A 17561-nucleotide genomic window follows, 5' to 3' on the forward strand; every position below is an offset into this window, starting at 1 on the left:
TAGAGCTCCCTGGCCAGGTTATCCTTGGGGTTGAATAGGGTTGAATGGGGTTGAGTGAGAGTGGATTGTTTTGGGCTTGTTTATAGCCCGTCAGGGTTTAAAAAGCTTCTCAGCTGGAGCCCCATGGCTTTGCAGGCATTTTTCTGAACCTGAGCAATCAGTGGAATAGGAACGACAACAGCGGGCATGTAGGACGTGCCGGAGGCATCCGCACTGATCTGTCCGATATTTTCCAGCTCCTGATAGTCCCAGATGTGTGCTTCGTAGTCCGATTCTTTATCCCAGGTGCCAAAGCCAAAACAGCCGGCGCCGCCTGCTCCAATGGAGCAACCAATGGAGCCACTGCTGCTGGTGGTTTCGGTATTACCATCGACCCAGATGATATAGCGGATATTGAAGTGACTGATGGCGGCTTCAACGTCCTGGCGGGCGAGCAAACGGTTCATATCCTTGATACGCATGGGAGCCGTGCGGGGTTCAAACCAGGGGTAGAGGGCATCCATGAAATCCCGTTCCGGGATGACCGTAATGACTTCGTTGTTGTCATCGAGGATATCGCCAATGCAATCAATCAATTCTGGCTCTGTCTCATAACTGCTGGAATGGCGGCGGCCAAGCACCACAACATGTTCGCCTTCGGTGATTACCGTGTTGTCTCTGGCCTGATACTCGTCGATTGTCACGGATGTACAACCCTGTAACAGAACGCAACACAGAAGCAAAAAGCCGCCAATCTGTAAGCCGCTTTTACGCAAAGAGAGCGAGCATCTGATAATGCGGGATGAAAGTGTAACGCTGGAAGTGACGTTGGTTAGCACGGTTCACTCCTGATAGTTGACTTGCTGGACTGATTGTTGCGGAAGAGCGCGTTTCGTATCACTCGGGTCTGGTATAGCTTGATTGGGGGCACGAGTTTGAGCCGTCTGGGAGCGCGTGTGGTCAGCGACCCAGGCTCTGATTTCAGGGACGCGTCGGGTGCCCAGAGACAGGTTGGCCCCCAGGTCACGCAGCGCCACGATCACTGCGGCGTTCATGGCGTCTTCGTCCGATTGCATAAACGCGGTGGGAGTTTTGCCATATGCGGTTACAATCCAGTCGGCAATCATAATGCCCTGAGGAGAGTAAACGCTCAGGTTGTACTTCAACCAGACCTCGTACACTTTGAATTTGGTTTCCCGCGGCACGGAGTATTGGAAATCGGTGAGCTTGGGATAGAACACCATATTGGTGTTGGCGGGGGATTGAGGAGTGGGCAGGCTGCTGATTTCTTCTACGTGGGTAAACAGTTTGGGCAGAATCGTATTGAACAGCTGAACCTGAGCCGCGCCATTATCAATGATCCACTTGCTCCGGTCTTCACTGGCTTCGGTGTAGACGTAGTCCTTGAAATCATCGTCGTACAGAACGCCCAGAGTCTGGGGTATAGGTTCAATGAGCGGTTGGGGGAATTGCCCGGTGACCTTCAGGCTGTTGGTACAGCCCCCCAAGGCTATCAGTAGCGTTAACAGAACCACTTTAGTGACAGGCTTCATGTGTAGGTCTCTCAAGGGTTTGGTTGAGCTAAATATATTTCAGAGCTAGATATATTACATAGCTAGATATATTACAGATCTAGAGCGTATCCACGTTTCTAGCCCAGTCGAAGCTACTGGCTGATTTCCAGCTGCTGTCGCTATTTTTGTCGGGCTACCCATCAAGGCGGTGAGTATTTTTTATTGATCACACCACCAGTTTAGTTGAAAACTGCGACTCTGCTGGCTGCTTGCTATGGGCGAAAATCATTCAATCCCACAAAGGTGCCGCCATTGCGGTAAGCCAGCTCCCTCATCAGGGCGGCAAAGCGAATTCCGGTGGTCTGTAAGTGGGCGGGGCGGGAAAACTGCACCGGGAAGCCCACAGCATGAATCCGCACCATCCTCTCGCCGGGTTTGCGCTCCCGATTGAGACGGTCGACGGTTCGTACAACCGTTTGAATTGAGCGTCCGGTAAATTCATCGCCCATCACATACAGACTGATTTTCTTATTGGGGTCATAGAAGGAGCGCACCGCTCGTTCGATGCCTTCCACCGGGCTACTGTTACTGAACGGGTTCCAGCGGCGCAGGCGTTTCATGATCACGTCGCGACGTCCGGGCGTATCAGGTATCCACTCGCCCCGGTAATTGGAGAACATATAGTCGCCCATATCGTTCATCACCTGTATGCCTTTCACCTGTGGATAGATATTCAGTGTGGCAACCAGCTCTTCCATCATCCTTTCCCAGCTGTAATTGAACATACTGCCAGAGGTGTCGATGATGAAAATTATGTACTCACTGTCCACGGGGATGCCGCCAATAACACTGTTCTGGCGTTGATGCTGCCGGCCCAGAAGGCGTTCCATTTCAGCGGTGAGTGTTTGCATAGCCTGGTAGAGTTCACCGCGACGGTTGCCGTCAGAAGAGGATGACGAGGCCATCCGTGCGGTATCGGCCTGAATCTGCTGCAGCTCGCTTTTGAGGATGGCGATGCGCTTTTCTTTTTCGGAGAGTTGTTCGTGTTTGGCGTCCAGATCACGGTTCAGGATGACAGTTTCACCGCGTAAGGTGAACAATTTCTCCTGCATATCCTTGATCTGGCCCTCCATGTTAACCGTAGATTGTTCAACCACGAGCGGCTCAACGGTTTTGGTGATCAGCAACAGCAGGACAATGGCGCCGAAACCACAGCAAACCACGTCCAGAAAAGACATGTTGAACTCTTCCTGTTCTCTGCGTTTTCTCACGTCACCTTTTCCTGTTGCTTATCTAGCTATTCTAGCTATTGCTGTAGTCGTTGCGGTTGGAAGTCTGTCGTTTTAGGGCCAGTCTTTGGACGGGCTGATAAAGGATCCTCGTGTGACCTGCGCCAACTGCCAAAAGGCCGCAGCGGCCATAGGATCACCTTCCATGGGGGCCAGTATGACGTTCACCGGAATCCCATCTGGCAAAAGCTCCACGGCTTTATTAAACAGCTTCACCCGTTCCGGGCCGCTGACGGTGTTGTTACGTGGCTTGCTCATGCCTTGTGTGGGCAGACCATCGGTAATCAGGTAAATATTGTCAGGGCGCGGTGACAACAAGCTCACAGACTGAAAGACCCGTTCCAGACTGGTACCGTTCTCGGGAATCGTCTTGCGCATATTGAGAATGCCCTGTTCCAGCTGAGCGCCGTCACTGACGTTAAGCCAGGTATTTTCGGTACCTTTCAAAACCGATGTGACACCGGTATTAAAAGTGTAGATCTGATATCGGCTTTTAGTGGGTAATTGAGCCGAAAGCCAATCGACGGTGGACATGGCTCGCTGCCACTTGGCGGCTGTTCGCTTGGCAGAATCGGTCATGTTGCGACGGCGGATAATGTTGACGATACGCTCGTCCAGCATACTGGCAGAGGAGTCCAGCAGAATTAAAATGTGGGAGCCGCCAAATTTCATTCCGGTCAGGTATTGTCGGTTGCCCTGACCAATGAACTGACGCACGTCATTGCCCCGATCCTGATCCTGTTTTTCCAGTTGGTCTTTTTCAGCCCGCAGATTGCGCACCTTTTGTTCCAGCGCGGCGACGGAGTCATCGGCCTGATTGTCCATCAGTTCCGCACGTTTGGCGCGGGCGGTCTCGATTTCTTTGCTGATGCGGGTCGCCAGACCGTCGGCATCGGCAAGTCGTTGATCCAGTGCAGAGAGGGTGTTACGTGCGCGCACCATGCCCTCTTCACCGTCCTGAATGTCTTCTTCCAGCAGGCTGACTTCGGACATCAGTTCCTGATTTTCGCCTTTGGTGTGATTGTCCACATCGTGTTTGATAATCAAAAAGATCAATGCGACTGCGCCAAAGCCACAGGACATGATGTCCAGAAACGACAGGCTGAAGGTGGTGAAGCGACGTTTGCGAGCCATTTAGCCCTCCACCCGGATCAGCGTCAATTCTGCATGGGCTGGGGGGACGCTGAGAATGTCGCCACATTTTAGCGGGCGGGTGGTGATATCCAGGGGGGCATCTGTCTTTTCACCGTTGAGCAACAGTGATCCTTGTTCCGCCTGTATGCGGCCATGCAGGATAGACAGAAACGTTTTGTCGCTACCTTCTGCGAACTGTTGCCTTGAGGGTAGGGTCGCTTCACCGTGCAAGGGGTAAGCCTGATGGTTCCAGAGCAGGTGGGTCGCCAGTTGGTGATCGGGGATGTCTGCATTCAGTCGCGAAGCGGGGGCTTCAGTTTCTGAAGTCTCAAATGTATCGCAGGGCAGACTGGTAATGAAACGAACGCCCTCCGGGGATTCACTGAGATTGGCGCTGATGAGTGACAAATCCGACGCTAACTGTTGAGTGGTCAAGGCGACGGTGTTTGGCGGCAACTGCAGCAGCGGCATACATTCTGCCAGACGGTCACCGAGGAACAACTGACTGGCTTGTTTCAGCTGGGTCTGTAAGGGCTGCCAGAAATTCTGCACAAACTGTCGAATTTGGGCGATATCCACCTGCACGCTGTATCGATCCAGCTCACACTGCAAGCTGGTGACGGATTCCTGTTCAAGCACCGCGCACTGGCGCAGCCATTCCGGGATAGCATCAAACAGAGCCTGTTCGGACTCGGCGCCGTGGCGGGGGTTAAAGCGGGTTTGTTGAATAAACAGCTCGCTGAAATAATTGAGCAGCTGACTGTGCAAACTGAGCCAGCCCTGATCATTGAGTACTTCCAGTCGAGTGCGCTGCAGTAGATTGTTGGTTTCTGAGATCGTATTGGTTTCTGACGTGTCGCTGACGGGGGTCAGTTCGGTGATCACGCAGTGGTGAAGAAACATTTCCACATGCGTCAGCGGTTGTTGCAGATTCAGCCAGTGTGGTTTTACGTAAGAGCGGGTCGCTGCCAAGCCGTGATCAATCAAACCAATGGTCTTCATGCCGCATTGATTGGCGATGCCCAGCAACAGTCCCAGTGATTCACGGGGCATGGAGCCCGGCAGTGCGAACACCACTTCCTGATCCGTAAAACTGAGCGGCAATTGCGCTTCAATGTGTTGCAGGTGCAGGTAAGCGAGGTCGCCGTGGTGGCGTACCTGGGGGTGATTCAGATTCAGGGGATCGGTATTCAGCTGTGACCAGAACTGGGAATGGGTATTCAGTGGCTGTTTACGGCTTTCCCGCCAGGCTTTTGAACCAAACAGCAGTTGTTGATCAACCACCGCAACCCCGGGGCTCTGACACAGCAGTTGACCATCCTGATAACAGCGGACACCCAGGTCGTTTAATTCAAGTAACAGTGGCATGGTTTTTCTCTATAAACGGGTAGCTATTAACAAACAGATGGTTTCTCACGTTAAACGGACTTGTCGGATATCAGGACGCCCTTAAAAAACGAAGCAGTTTGTCATTGCAGTATTTTTGCGAGTCCAGTACCTGTTTCTCTTGCAGTAGCTGTAATTGATGGCTGAAAAACATCACGATAATACTGATCACCAGAGCGACGAAGGTGGAGTTAAAGGCAACCCCCAGACTGACGGTTACCCCGGCAATGTCCCCCTCGACAGCTTTGTGTGCCTGACCCAATGCTTCGCCGATACCACGTACTGTTCCGATAAAGCCAATCGAGGGAATGGCCCAGGCAATATAGCGAACCATGGACAATTCACTGTCCAGACGATCGGATTCCGCTTCACAGGCATCTTTTACCGCCGTGCTGGCGTCAGCCACATTGCGGGTCGTTTGAAAACGCTGCAGAGCCGTCATTAGCGCACGGGGGATCAGCATGTTTTGTTGTTCTTCGGGCAGAGCCTGAATTGGACGGGCAAACTCCACGGTATCTTCGGGCAGAATACTGGCTCCCTCTCTGACCCGTAGCAGAGGCATGGTCAGTAGTTTGCGTTCCTGTAGTGCGCGCTGAGCCTTGAGTCCCATAATGGCCAGAGCCCAAAGCATCAGCACAAAACAGGCTTCCTGCTCATAATCGCGCATCACGACAAACAGGCTGCGCTGTACCACATAGGGTTCACCGGCGGCTTGCTTGATCATCTGTTCCTGCAAAATGGAGTCGGCATTGGGGCGCACCCAGGCAACGTAAATGCTGTGAACAATAATGACAGCAATTAACAAGGCAAACAGTTGGTAGATAAACTCTGATCCAGTGTTGCGTTTCATATAACGTTTCCTAAAGCCTGTAATTTTTGTGCGGTTTCCGTTACGCGGAAACTGAGTAACTTATAAGTAAATTGTTCGTCGAAGAAGGCAGGAGAGTACCCTGTCAGATATCCACCGGAAAAGAAACGGATAAATCTTCGGAGACTTCTTCTGACGGTGTGAAGTCAGCGCTCGACGACGTTGTTCTGTTTTGTCTCGATGTGTTTTGACTCGTTTTTTCCGTCGATGCAGTGTTGTCTTTTTTCGCAGTCTCTTGTTCAGTCTTTTGGGTATCAGCTGTTTTTGTTTCGGTCTGAGCGAAGCTGGTTGAGCTGTAACCGCCGCAGGCGAGTAGTATCGCCAGTAAAAATGGATGCGCCCGAGGTGTGCGTATTCTGATCATTGGGCAAACCTCGCAATTCTGAAACTGACATCGTTGCGGGCATCCGTTCCATAATCCCGGAAGGACATACGCAGATCGGTCATGGTGGCATGCGCCCAACTTGAACCCCGAATGACATGGTAGTCACCCTTGTCAGGCCCCAGTGGATTGACTTCGGCTTTTAAAGACAAGCCGGTCGTGATGCCATAAAAATCATTGATCCATTCAGCCGCATTGCCGCTGAAATCATACAGTCGGTGATGGTTGGGAGGGAATTTTCCGACAGGAGACGTGGTGGCATAGCCATCGTCGTAGTTGGTGAGGATCGATCCCAACAGCGGAGCCGCAGTACGATCGCCAAAATTACCGGAGCCGGCGGTGGGCGGAAGGGTATCGCCCCACGGGTACTTCAGCATTTTGCCTTGCTTGAGACGTGCCGCCCAGGCCCATTCGGCTTCGGTTGGCAAGCGGTAGCCAGTACTGTTGGCGTTAAACCCACTGACAACACCGCCAGACACCTGGTAAAAAGGTGGCAGGTTGTCTTGTTTAGACAGCCAGTTGCAGTAGAGCGCGGCCTTTTGCCAGCTGACATTCACCGCGGGTTGTTGTTCGCCATTTAGACTGTTGCCCTTGACGTGTCCGGACGAATGAAACTTCTCGAATCGTCGAAACTGGGCGTTGGTGACCAGTTTCTCACTGAGGTAAAAGGCCCGATCCAGTTTAATAGGACGCTGTGCCTCGTTCGCGCGACGCCCCTGTTCACGACGGGAAGCCCCCATGGTGAAGGTGTCGTTAGGCTTGAACAGTAACAGAGTTTGACTGGCGGCAGTCTGGACTTGGGATTTGATGTTTTTCCACTGGTATTCTTCAACGGTGAGCAGTTTAACCGACAGGTTTTGATCCAGCTCTGGACGAGGCAGTACCGTTTGTTTGTGGTCAGCATAACCGTCTTTGCTGACCCGAATCTGATGCTTTCGAGCTGGCAGGCTGATGCTTTGATTTGCCCGTCCCATCAGGCGGCCATCGACATACAGCAGTGCGTCAGCGGGGTTTGCTGAAATGGTGATTTTGCCCAGGTCGGCTGCCAGATTGACATTCAGCGAAGCTTCTTTCCCCGAAACCACGTTGATCTGCCGATGTTGTGGTTGATAGCCATCTTTGAACAGAGTGATGTTGTAGCTTTTGCCTGGTTTCAACGCAACCTCGGAGGGGGTTTTACCCCGAAATTGACCATCGACGGTGATGCTGGCTCCGGCGGGTGAAGAGACGACCTTAACCAGGCCATCGGCTTTCACGAGCTGGATGTCTGGCAAGGTTTTGTGTTGTTGCGCTTTTACTCGCAGGTTTTGTTGCCAGGCTTTATACCCTTCCAGTTTGACGATCAGGTTGTGTTTACCAGTGAGTAATTCTGCAGTCATGGGGGTAGTGCCCAGTGCTTCGCCATCCGCTGACACAGTGGCTCCGGCAGGAGTTGAACTGATCTCCACATCGGCCCAGTTGGGCTGTAATTCCAGCGTGAGGGTTTGCTCCTGATCGCGTCCTTCGATGGTAATGGTTTGTTGCAGAGGTTGATAACGCTCGGTTTGTGCACTCAGGGTATGTTCGCCAGCCGGAATGTTGGCGATGCGTTCGCCCGTACTGCCGGCGACCTCGCCATCGATGAATATCTGGGCGGGGGCATTGCTGATAACCGTCAGGTGGCCGGGCAGTGGTTTAAGTTCAATGGTGTGATGCTGATTGGCATCGCCGTTGATTTGCAGGGAGTCCTCGAACGGGTAATAGCCCTCGGCGGTTATGGCAATGTTGTGTGTGCCTTTGAGCAACAGAAAACGATCACCCACTGCAAAAGTGAGCAGGCCATCTACAGCGATCGAGGGGTTGTCGGTGTTGGTGCGAATATAGAGCGACTTGGCAACAAACAGGTAAGCCAAAATGATGCATGCCAGCAGCAGTGCCACCCCTGCGGCAACGCTGACTCTGGATGGTTGCCATCCCGATTTCTGCTGCTGAGGTTGTGCAGGCTCGAAATCCAGTGGTTGGATGATTTCATCATCTGGCACTTGCGAGTTGTGATTGGGTTGAGTGCGATTATTAATGTTGGTTATCTCTTCCGGTTGAGTCATTAAAGTACAGTTGAGCTGTTGAAATACGTAAAACTAAAGTGCAGATGCCAAATCCGTCGACCGTTACCGACAGCGGGTCTGATCTGTTATTAACTATTTGCCTGTTATTAACTATTAGTCTGTCATTAACTATTTATCTGTCAGTAGCTACTTATCTTTTATTAACTACCCATGGCAATCTTTTCGTCACACTGAATGACAATGGTTTTCTGGTTGGTGCCCGGTTGCAAAGTGAATTCCTCCCGTACATCCCGATAGCCGTTTCGGCTGCCGACCAGAGTGTATCGACCGGGTTTGAGTTCCAGCGAATGTTCTTTGAAATTACCCAGTTTGCCAACCTTGTAGAGAGTGACGTTGGTCTCGTTATCTGATTGCAATAGCACGGCCACTGGATCAAGCGCTTTGTTCAGAGCTTGTTGCAGCTGCTGTTGCTGTTGTTCGATACGGGGCCCGCGAGGCTTTACAGCGGCGGCATCGGCTAGCAGTTGTTGAGCGCTGCGGTAAACGGCAGGGTCAGCCAGACGCAGAGGTTGATCGATCAGGTTTTGCAGTTGTCTGTCCAGATCGGCGCGCGCCTGTGTGCGTAGTATGCCAACTTTGGTGGCGACAACACTGCTGTCCAGCTTTTGAGCTGTTTGATAGCTGTTTAGGGCCTGTTGCCACTGCTCCTGTGCTTCGTATTGTTCTGCTTTGCTCAGTGCGCCCTGAATACTGCTCTGGGTCAGTCGATTACTGGCCTGAGTAATGGCGTCCTGAGCCGTAGCATTGCCCGGCTTAATCTTCAGGGCTTTTCGGAACTGACTGCGGGCTTGTGAATACTGCTTTTGTTGTAAATAGTTGTAACCCTGTCCCATGGCGTTGGCGAAATTGCTTTCGGTAATGGCCTGATTGACGGTTTTCAGTTTTTCCGCTGCCGCTTGAGATTCGCTGTCCAGTTCCAGTGCTTTCTCTATGTGGGTTTTGGCTTCCTGATATTGGTATTGCAGCATTTGGTTGTCTGCGGCTTCCAGCTGTTCGATCACTTGTTCTTGTACCTGGGCTCGCGCGAGACCGGCTATGGCTACTTCGTTGTCGGGACGAATTGCTGTGGCCAAGGTATAGGCGTCGACAGCTTCCTGAGCCTGCTGATCGGTAATGGCTTGTTGACCATCAGCCAGTGCCTGCTCGAATTGTTGTTCCGACTGTTTGATAAGTGCTTCGAACTGTTCGAGAGCGGTCTCATAGCTTTCCAGAGCGGGGCCGAACTCTCTGGAACGGTATAGCTCATCGCCTTTGGTGGCGTTATCCGATGCCGTTTTGAAGGCGTCTGCTGCCCAAAGATCAACTTGCATTTTGTCCAGAGAGCTTTGCTTGTCCAGCAACTTGGCCAGGATTTCCTGAGCCTGGCGGCGGGCCTTGGCAACCTGTGCATCTTGCCAGGGCGACTCTAATGGCCCGGTTTGTGCTCCGGTGGATGGGGTTGGTGTGGAGGCTTCGTCACTGGTTGCAGATCCGGTGTTGGCCTTGGCTAATTCATCTTGAGGCAGGGCGGGGGGATGAACCGTTTTTGGCAGCCAGAACACGACGGCCAACAGGACGATAACTAACCCGGAGAACAAGCCTGCTTCGAGCCTGTGTTGTTGCAGCCAGCTGGAACGATCTTTCGGGTGAAACTCGGAGTCATCCCATTTATTGTTAGGGGCTTTTTCAGAGTTGTTGTCAGGAGTGTCCTGGTTATTTTGTAGATCGGTCATACTGCTGGTTCTGTCTCATGTAGTTGCCCGGCACTCGGACGGAGTTTACAGGCCTGTATCCGCTTGATATATCTCGTGAAGCAGTTCGCGCCATTGCTCGTATTGATTCTCGACGGTGCCCGACAGAGTAATGGTGCGGTCTTCCAGTTCGATCACTTGTGGCTCGATGGAGGCTTCCAGTGAGTCGCCCAGCTCTTGCAGAGCCTCGACATGCATTTCGGATTCGGCGCGCTTGTCAAAACCGCTCTTCATCATATAGGCCCCGCCGGCAACGGCGACAGTACCTGCCGCTCGGGTGGAACCGCTGTCACCCCCGGCTGCGGCGATACCGCCAATAATGGCTGCAATACCCATGATGGTGCGATTGCGAGCTTCACGTTTCAATTCGCGCAGTGCTATGACTTCGTTATAACTTTGGCTGCGCCATACTCGATATGGCTGATCCATGTCTTTAACAAAGCCGCCGTAGTAGTCCTGCAATGTGTCGACGAACAGGTAGTCGCGCTCGCGAATCTGGCGGATGCGCGACAACATCGGATCACCTTCAGCGGGTAGTCGGGTAATGGTGTATTCGCCGCTGGAGTCTTCTTCCAGGTGGTTTCCGAAAGCTGCAGGTGAGAAGTCCTGAGCGAATCTGAGTTCCGATGTGGTGCGTATGGTGCGCAGGGCCGTGCCGTCGAAATGCTCCCGGCGATAGGTCAACATGTCATTGGCAATCTGATTATACAGGCTCTGAAAGGGCTCTTTGGGAACGGCACCGCCGCGTTTTTTGGTGTAAGAAAACTTGCTGGCCAGACCGTCGTATTCTTTTTCGTACCACTCGCGTCCAGTGGCATCGATGACAGTGACTTCCAGACGCAGTTGTTCTCCATCTGACTGAAGAATCTTGCCTTTCACTCTGACGTCGATGGTGTCCTGTTCCTGAGGAACAACTCGCACGGCTCCCCAGGCGGCACTGGTTTGCAGGGTTTGCATCAGTTGGTAGGGGATGTAGCGTGATTCCGCTTTGCGGACCTCGGGAAACACGGTCAATAGCTCATCGTCGTCAATATCACTGAGGCCGGGATCAAAGATATGCACGCCCACGTCCAGTAACTCCGCTTCGGGAATCTGTGCCTGTTCATGGATCACCGGAATAACCTGCGTGGTTTTGATGGTGTTGCTGGAACAGCCGGTCAGAATCAGCAATGGCAGAGCCACAGCGATCCACAGAGTCCTTGTGACAGATGACGTTAATGTATTCATGATCAGGCTCATTGGTTTTTGTACTTGCGGTACTCTTCCCACAGTTTTTCCCGCAATTCGGGATCGGATTCTTTCATTGCGGCTTCACGGATCTGACGAGCCACGACATCGTCGTCGCTGCCGTCTGGAATGTCAGCGGGTGCCTCATAAGTGCCGGCGCTTTGGTAATCACCTTCGCGGGATTGATTACCGGCGGGACGTGTACCGCTGCCGGAGGAGCTGGAGTCAGTTCCGTCTCCGGGCATTCCCTGGCCTTCAGGGCCGGGTGGTTGTGGTGTCTGGCCATAGCCATCGCTGCCACCGCCGCCTTCACCTTCTTCACCGGCTTCGTCGTAGGGGAGACCACCTCCACCTGCGGCGTCGGCGGCTTCCAGCTCGTCTTCACTGCCTTGCTGATTGGATCGACTGAGGGCATATTCTCGCTCCCGCAGGATCATGCCATCGTAACTGGCCATGGACGCGTCAAGCTGTCCTTCCAGGGCGGCAACGCGCTCGGCGCTGGTCATTGGGCCTGTTTGGGAACCGCTGGGCTGTTGTGAGCCGGCTTGTTGTTGAGATCCATGTTGTTGAGAACCATTTTGCTGAGAGCCGCTTTGCTGAGAACCCGGAGATCCTCCTTGTTGAGACGATCTTTGTTGAGCACTTTGGGCAGACGGGCTGCCTGAAGATCTCGATGAAGCGCTGGCGCTCGATGATGAGGACGAACTGGATTCTGAAGAGGAGCTGGAGGCACTGTTGGCGGCTTCTTCTTCAGAAAAGTCGATGTCATCACTGGGGGATGATTCGCTGGTCTGCATGGGGTCTGGTTCGCCGCCCTGCTCAGACGCAGAAGATTCATTTGGCATCGGTGGCTGTGGCTGGCCTGCGTTGATGGTTTCAGTGCCACCGTTCTGGGACTGTTGTTCGTAGGGTGACTGTTCAGAGTTGGGTGATTGTTCAGAGTTGGATGATTGCTCAGAGCTGGAAGATTGTTGAGAGCTGGGCGATGACTGACTCGGAGTCGATTGAGAGCGAGAAGATTGCTGCTGGCTCTGTGACTGCTGCGAGCTGGAAGACGGTTGAGATGGGCTGCTGGGAGAGCTGGGCGATGGGGCACTACTCGATGGGGCACTACTCGAGGGCGTCGGTGGTGGCGTCGAGGGAGAAGAAGAGCTTTGTTGTTCCTCTTTGCACCCTGTCAGGATAATCGCCGTAATAGCGACAGTCAGTAGTGCAGCTTTTGTAACCATGAGAAATCCCTGTTATGACCCGTTTGCAATATCTGGCCAGCAAATAATACATCAGCCCCTAAATTTTGGTGGCATCCAATGTCACAGATCTTGATGCGATGTGCTGTAGCCCAATGTCTTGTAAATTGCCCTATTAAGCAATGTAGCAGGACTCAAGCTGTGTTGTCAGTATCCTTGTAGGGCTTTGTTTTACCAGAGGCGCTATGTTTATAAGGGCTAGTATGTTTTACCAGAGCAAGTATGCTTTACCAGTGGCTTTTATGCAGAAGTCTGCCAGACAGCTACTCGCTCGTACATACAGACGACATCAGACTTAGATTGTGAACACTGGGATTAGTTCGAAAATACGTATCGGTGTGTCAGGTGCTGCGTATCTGTGGGGGTGCCATCGGCAAACCGGGGTCTGAATTTGGTTTGTTTCAGCGCTTTACGCACCTGTGAGCGGTTGCGAGTATTATCCTCCGGATAGGACTCAAGAATTTCGACGTTTCTGGCGTGCCCGTTGCGTGTTACATCAAAACTGACCAGTACGTATTCGTTACCGGTTTCTTCAGTAGTGTCCAGATTACTTTTGAGCAAGGGCATATCCGGAAGTGCCACCGGTCTGCTGAAGTACTCATCAGCGAGTGCTTTACCGTCGGGAGAGGCCACCAATGCGTCATAAGCCGATTGATAAAGATCCATCGCGGTATGCCAACGGTTGAAGAGCAGGTTCCAGTCTGCCAGCTGGATTTGCGCGACAACTTCCGCATCTTCGGGAATTTGTGGGTTAGAGGCATATACATCACGGATGCGTGAGATTGCGGCTTTTCCACTGCTGTAGCTGTTGAGAATGTACTGATCCAGGCGAGCCTTTTCGTCAATCTGGGAGCGGCTGGTGGAGAAGCCGGTTTGGAATGCGTCTCGTTGTGCCGCACTGGTCTGATAGGTTGCCAGATAATAGTTTGAGACGGTAAGCCCTTTCAGCGCGCCTACTAGGCGAAGGTCATATTCACCGTAGGCCCGCGAAATGATGCTAATCGCCATGTTGTAGAGATTATGAGCATTGATCAGGTGTTCGAATAAGCCACTGCCGCCATCCAGCGCGTAGGCATTCAGATGCCAATTACTCAGTTTGGTGATAGCTGGCAGCATTCGAGGGTCGTTTTCACCAAAGTTGCGCTTGTAGAGCCAATACAGGTATTGATGGCTTTCATTGGCGCTTTCCCAATCGCCGCTGGCAACACCGCTTTCAATCAGGTGCTCAAGCATGGGGATTTGAGACAGGCTGTAAAGGCCATCGCTGATGCGGCTTACATGCATGGCACGCCTGAAGATATCTACGGCTTCTACGTGACGTCCACGGTTTTGATAATTGACTCCCAATCCCATCAAATGCTGTGACAGGTTCCTGTCATAAGGACCGTACGTATTTTCTATCTCGGCAATGGCGTCCAGGTAGCTGGTTTCCTGATCCTCGCTGTACAAAAGTTTGGGAGAATTTTCTAGAAGTGAAGGGTCAGTTGCGGTTTCAGTGGATGGATCAGGTTCGGTGGGCGTCGGGACAGTTTCTGCAGGCGTTTCGGATTCAGGCGATGTTACTGGAACGACTGCGTTATCAGTTTCGGGAGTCTGCGGCATAAGCTCTTCAGGTGCTTCCGAATTCAGTTCGGCTTCAAAACCTGCTTCGGTTTCGTGCACAAGAGGCGAATTGGCGGGTTGTTCAGCCGCATAGCCCTGAACGGTAATCAGGGAGAGAAAAGCGAGCCAGATGAGAGACATTTTCATGATCTTATTACGTCTTCAGTAGCGTCAATGTGGGCTGTCAGGAGCAAAGATTGCAACTGTCGTTGTTGTGACTACCGCCTTGGCTATTGATTGTCGGGAGCTTTTACTGCCCCTGTTGTTGTAACAACTTGTTGTAACAACCTTTTGTAACAGCCTTTTGTACCAGCTAGCTGCAACGGCCTGTACAGCGGGTTCACAGCAGTGACTGTGTTCGTGATTTCAAGAAACGCATCTCAATGATTGTCCCCAAGCATTAAGATATATTTCACGATCTACCTCAGTTTACTGCTTAATCTGCGCCTCAATGATGGTTCAAAAAAAGTATAGTCAAGCGGCCGGGGCTATGAGGAAGTCTTCCGTTGAATCCGTGCGCCCGAATACTTTTTTGTGTGAGCTTCATTCTCGCTGTAAGCTAAGTCGAAGATAGCTGTTAACTTCCAATTCCTTGAAGCGCGCCTGCTAAAGCGGACTTTGAGGTACCTCCCAGCGAGGGAGTGCAGTTTTCAGTAATAAACCTTCTAAATAAACACGTTAATCTAATATCTCGAAATATTCTATGCTGGAGCTTTAAATCCGCGAACAAATGTGAATTCATTTGGTGCTTCTGTATGAATGTTGAGCAACTTTTTCGGTTTGACAGAACGCGATCACAAAGCTCATGAACTTTAAGGACAACCAATGACGAAAAACCTGGTCATGATTCACGGGATGTGGGGGGGCGGTTGGTACTGGCAACCGATGAAAACGTTTTTCGGAGCTCGCGGCTATACCTGCCATACGCCGGATTTGCGTTACCACGGTGAGTCGGCTGGTAATGATCCCCATCCTGGTTTGGGGACGACCAGCATTCAAGACTATGTGGATGACTTGGCTGAGCTGCTGAGGAGCCTACCGGAAAAACCGGTAGTAATTGGCCATTCAATGGGAGGACTTATTGCACAAAAGTTGGCAGAGCAAGGGTTGGTTGGTCAGTTGATCTTGGCTTGTCCGGCTCCGCCGGATGACGTGTTGGCCATCAGTTGGGCAGGATTAAAAAGCCTCTCTCCCTTAATGTTGACACCGGGTTTTTGGAAAAAACCAACTATGCCCAGCTTTGAGAATGCCGTGAAGTCCTCGTTCCAGTTAATCCCTGCAAACGAGCGCCGCGAGTATTATGATCGGCTGTGTCACGACTCGGGAAAAGTACTGCTGGAGATAGCTTTGCCTTTTCTGGATAAGCGCTCTGCCGCAAAGGTTGCCTCATCCAAAGTTCAGTGCCCGACACTGGTGCTATCGGCAGAACTGGATAAATTGATACCGGCTCAAGTGGTCAAGAAGGTTGCTAACAAATACCCACAGGCCGCTTACCATTGTTTTACGGGTCAAACGCATTGGGTTATTGCGGAAAAGGGATGGGAAGCCTGTGCCGAATACATTGCTGAATGGTTGGATCGTCTCGCTGCTGCAGAAGACAAATAGCCTTCTGCAGCAGTGACGAGGCGCCTGGGGGGGGGGCAGGATTACTTTCTGCCCAGAATCTTGTTTCTAGCCGCTTGGTAATCTTCGTCTGAAAGAGTTCCGGCGGCTCTTAACGTCTCCAGTGCATCCAGTTGTTGCTGTTGTTCTTTAGTGGGGCGAGATTCTGTTGGGTTGCTCAGTGCGATTGAGTGGTCCGGTATTTCGATATCACTGAAATTCATTGTTGAGCCGGGATTGGTTGTCGCAGTGTGAGTTGGTTTTCCTCCAAACCAGCTGGCAATCTTGTGAAGGATAGCTTTGATAAGACGCCAGATCTTGGGCAGCATCCAAATGGCCAGCAGAATGAAAACCAGCAGTAAGCAGAGAAAGATCGCTGGGTGATTCAGAGCTGTCCACAAACCCGCAAGCACCAGAAGGTCCTCGGAGATTGAGGCCGTCCAGTTGCTGAAGGGTTCCGGAGATGTGTTGATCAGCGCGCGGGTGCCAGCCTTGGTCGCATGGCTGGTGGCGGACAGTGTGCCGCCCATTATACCTGCGGCAATTTCCAGTGCCGGGGATACATCGCCCACAGCCCCTGCGGCTAGCATTGCCCCAGCAGGAATGCGTACAAACGTATGCAGTGAATCCCACGCAGTGTCTACGCCTGGGGTTTTGTCGACAAAAAATTCCACAAAATACATGAGGCCGGCGGCACCAATCACCATGGGGTCGGTTAACACCTCCAGCCCTGGTGGTAAATCGATATTTCCTGTTGAGCCGCCAATCCCCAGAACCAAAAGCGCTGCGTACAGATTAATACCACTGGCCCAGGACGCGCCCATAGTCAGAGCCAAAGTGGCAAGCAGTGCTTGGTAACTTTCCATTACTTAAATCCTCGTGGGCGGAGCCCGGTATTATCGCCTGTTAATGATGATACTTGTATGATTACTGTAGCAGCGTTCGTTACTGTTGTGATAATGGAAACGGGGTTTGTCGCTGTGGTAATTTCTGCGGTAATTTCGGTGGGTCGGAGCTATTGGTTTGAAGCTCCAGGCATTAAAACTGAATCCCTGATGACGGCGAGATGGCGTCCGGTAGTATCGTTGATGTTTATGATCATCGTAATACTGGTGGAAATTTTGATTGCGATGCGATTTGCCGTGGCGCTGATATGAGTCATAGTGTTTTGAATGATAGTGCTTCTTATGGCTACGTCCGTCAGCGGCCGCATTCGAACTGACTGTATAAACAAAAATACTTAAAAGACACACCAATAAGGCACTGGGCAGGCTATTTTTTCGGTTGTTTTGCATCACTGAATTCATAATATCCACCTCCTGTCACACGATAAGGTGGAACCAGTATGTTGCAGCGACACTGAATCGAGACTGAACATTGAATGACGAAGGTTCGCGCCACCATCTTATTCCGTATAGCCCAAAAAACGCATCGATTAATAACTGTTTTTGAGAGAGGTGGCTCTTTTGGAGGTAGGATTTATTAAAGAAGGGGGG

General features: G+C 51.8%; 15 protein-coding genes. 2 read left to right on the forward strand and 13 right to left on the reverse strand.

Annotation, left to right across the window (positions count from 1 at the left end; translation table 11 throughout):
- Positions 1 to 80: 80 nt before the first annotated feature.
- The 12 genes from ACTG33_RS04400 to ACTG33_RS04455 form a co-directional block, all read right to left on the reverse strand.
- The gene (locus ACTG33_RS04400; RefSeq protein ID WP_439133974.1) at positions 81 to 683 is read right to left on the reverse strand and encodes a hypothetical protein; all 603 of its coding nucleotides are present in this window, start codon (positions 681 to 683) and stop codon (positions 81 to 83) included.
- Positions 684 to 821: 138 nt separating this feature from the next.
- A complete protein-coding gene (locus ACTG33_RS04405) occupies positions 822 to 1532 on the reverse strand; it encodes a hypothetical protein (protein WP_439133975.1) in 711 nt (236 codons plus the stop codon).
- Positions 1533 to 1765: 233 nt separating this feature from the next.
- Positions 1766 to 2764 (reverse strand): VWA domain-containing protein, encoded by a 999-nt coding sequence (locus ACTG33_RS04410; RefSeq protein ID WP_439133976.1) that lies wholly within the window; start codon positions 2762 to 2764, stop codon positions 1766 to 1768.
- Between the two features lie 72 nt (positions 2765 to 2836).
- A complete protein-coding gene (locus ACTG33_RS04415) occupies positions 2837 to 3916 on the reverse strand; it encodes a VWA domain-containing protein (RefSeq protein ID WP_439133977.1) in 1080 nt (359 codons plus the stop codon).
- The gene (locus ACTG33_RS04420) at positions 3917 to 5284 is read right to left on the reverse strand and encodes a hypothetical protein (protein WP_439133978.1); all 1368 of its coding nucleotides are present in this window, start codon (positions 5282 to 5284) and stop codon (positions 3917 to 3919) included.
- Positions 5285 to 5354: 70 nt separating this feature from the next.
- A complete protein-coding gene (locus tag ACTG33_RS04425; protein ID WP_439133979.1) occupies positions 5355 to 6152 on the reverse strand; it encodes a MotA/TolQ/ExbB proton channel family protein in 798 nt (265 codons plus the stop codon).
- A gap of 103 nt (positions 6153 to 6255) precedes the next feature.
- A complete protein-coding gene (locus tag ACTG33_RS04430; RefSeq protein WP_439133980.1) occupies positions 6256 to 6534 on the reverse strand; it encodes a hypothetical protein in 279 nt (92 codons plus the stop codon).
- Positions 6531 to 8636, reverse strand: coding sequence for a PEGA domain-containing protein (locus tag ACTG33_RS04435; RefSeq protein WP_439133981.1), 2106 nt, complete (start codon positions 8634 to 8636; stop codon positions 6531 to 6533). Before ACTG33_RS04435 ends, ACTG33_RS04430 begins: the two co-directional genes overlap by 4 nt.
- A gap of 161 nt (positions 8637 to 8797) precedes the next feature.
- A complete protein-coding gene (locus ACTG33_RS04440; RefSeq protein ID WP_439133982.1) occupies positions 8798 to 10369 on the reverse strand; it encodes a hypothetical protein in 1572 nt (523 codons plus the stop codon).
- A 45-nt stretch (positions 10370 to 10414) separates the two neighbouring features.
- Positions 10415 to 11614 (reverse strand): hypothetical protein, encoded by a 1200-nt coding sequence (locus ACTG33_RS04445; RefSeq protein WP_439133983.1) that lies wholly within the window; start codon positions 11612 to 11614, stop codon positions 10415 to 10417.
- An 8-nt stretch (positions 11615 to 11622) separates the two neighbouring features.
- On the reverse strand, positions 11623 to 12843 hold the full coding sequence (locus tag ACTG33_RS04450) for a hypothetical protein (RefSeq protein ID WP_439133984.1): 1221 nt from the start codon (positions 12841 to 12843) through the stop codon (positions 11623 to 11625).
- A 333-nt stretch (positions 12844 to 13176) separates the two neighbouring features.
- Positions 13177 to 14604: a hypothetical protein gene (locus ACTG33_RS04455; protein ID WP_439133985.1), complete on the reverse strand. Its 1428-nt coding sequence runs from the start codon at positions 14602 to 14604 to the stop codon at positions 13177 to 13179.
- 684 nt (positions 14605 to 15288) lie between these two features.
- Here ACTG33_RS04455 and ACTG33_RS04460 point away from each other — a divergent pair.
- Positions 15289 to 16068 (forward strand): alpha/beta hydrolase, encoded by a 780-nt coding sequence (locus ACTG33_RS04460; RefSeq protein ID WP_439133986.1) that lies wholly within the window; start codon positions 15289 to 15291, stop codon positions 16066 to 16068.
- 41 nt (positions 16069 to 16109) lie between these two features.
- Here the strand turns inward: ACTG33_RS04460 and ACTG33_RS04465 are convergent, their stop codons facing one another.
- On the reverse strand, positions 16110 to 16931 hold the full coding sequence (locus ACTG33_RS04465) for a DUF4126 family protein (RefSeq protein ID WP_439133987.1): 822 nt from the start codon (positions 16929 to 16931) through the stop codon (positions 16110 to 16112).
- A gap of 57 nt (positions 16932 to 16988) precedes the next feature.
- Here ACTG33_RS04465 and ACTG33_RS04470 point away from each other — a divergent pair, with 57 nt between their 5' ends.
- Entirely contained in the window at positions 16989 to 17222 is a 234-nt protein-coding gene (locus ACTG33_RS04470; protein WP_439133988.1) for a hypothetical protein, read from the forward strand.
- Positions 17223 to 17561 lie beyond the last annotated feature (339 nt).

This window comes from Pseudomaricurvus sp., from assembly GCF_965662505.1.
GTDB lineage: Bacteria > Pseudomonadota > Gammaproteobacteria > Pseudomonadales > Cellvibrionaceae > Pseudomaricurvus.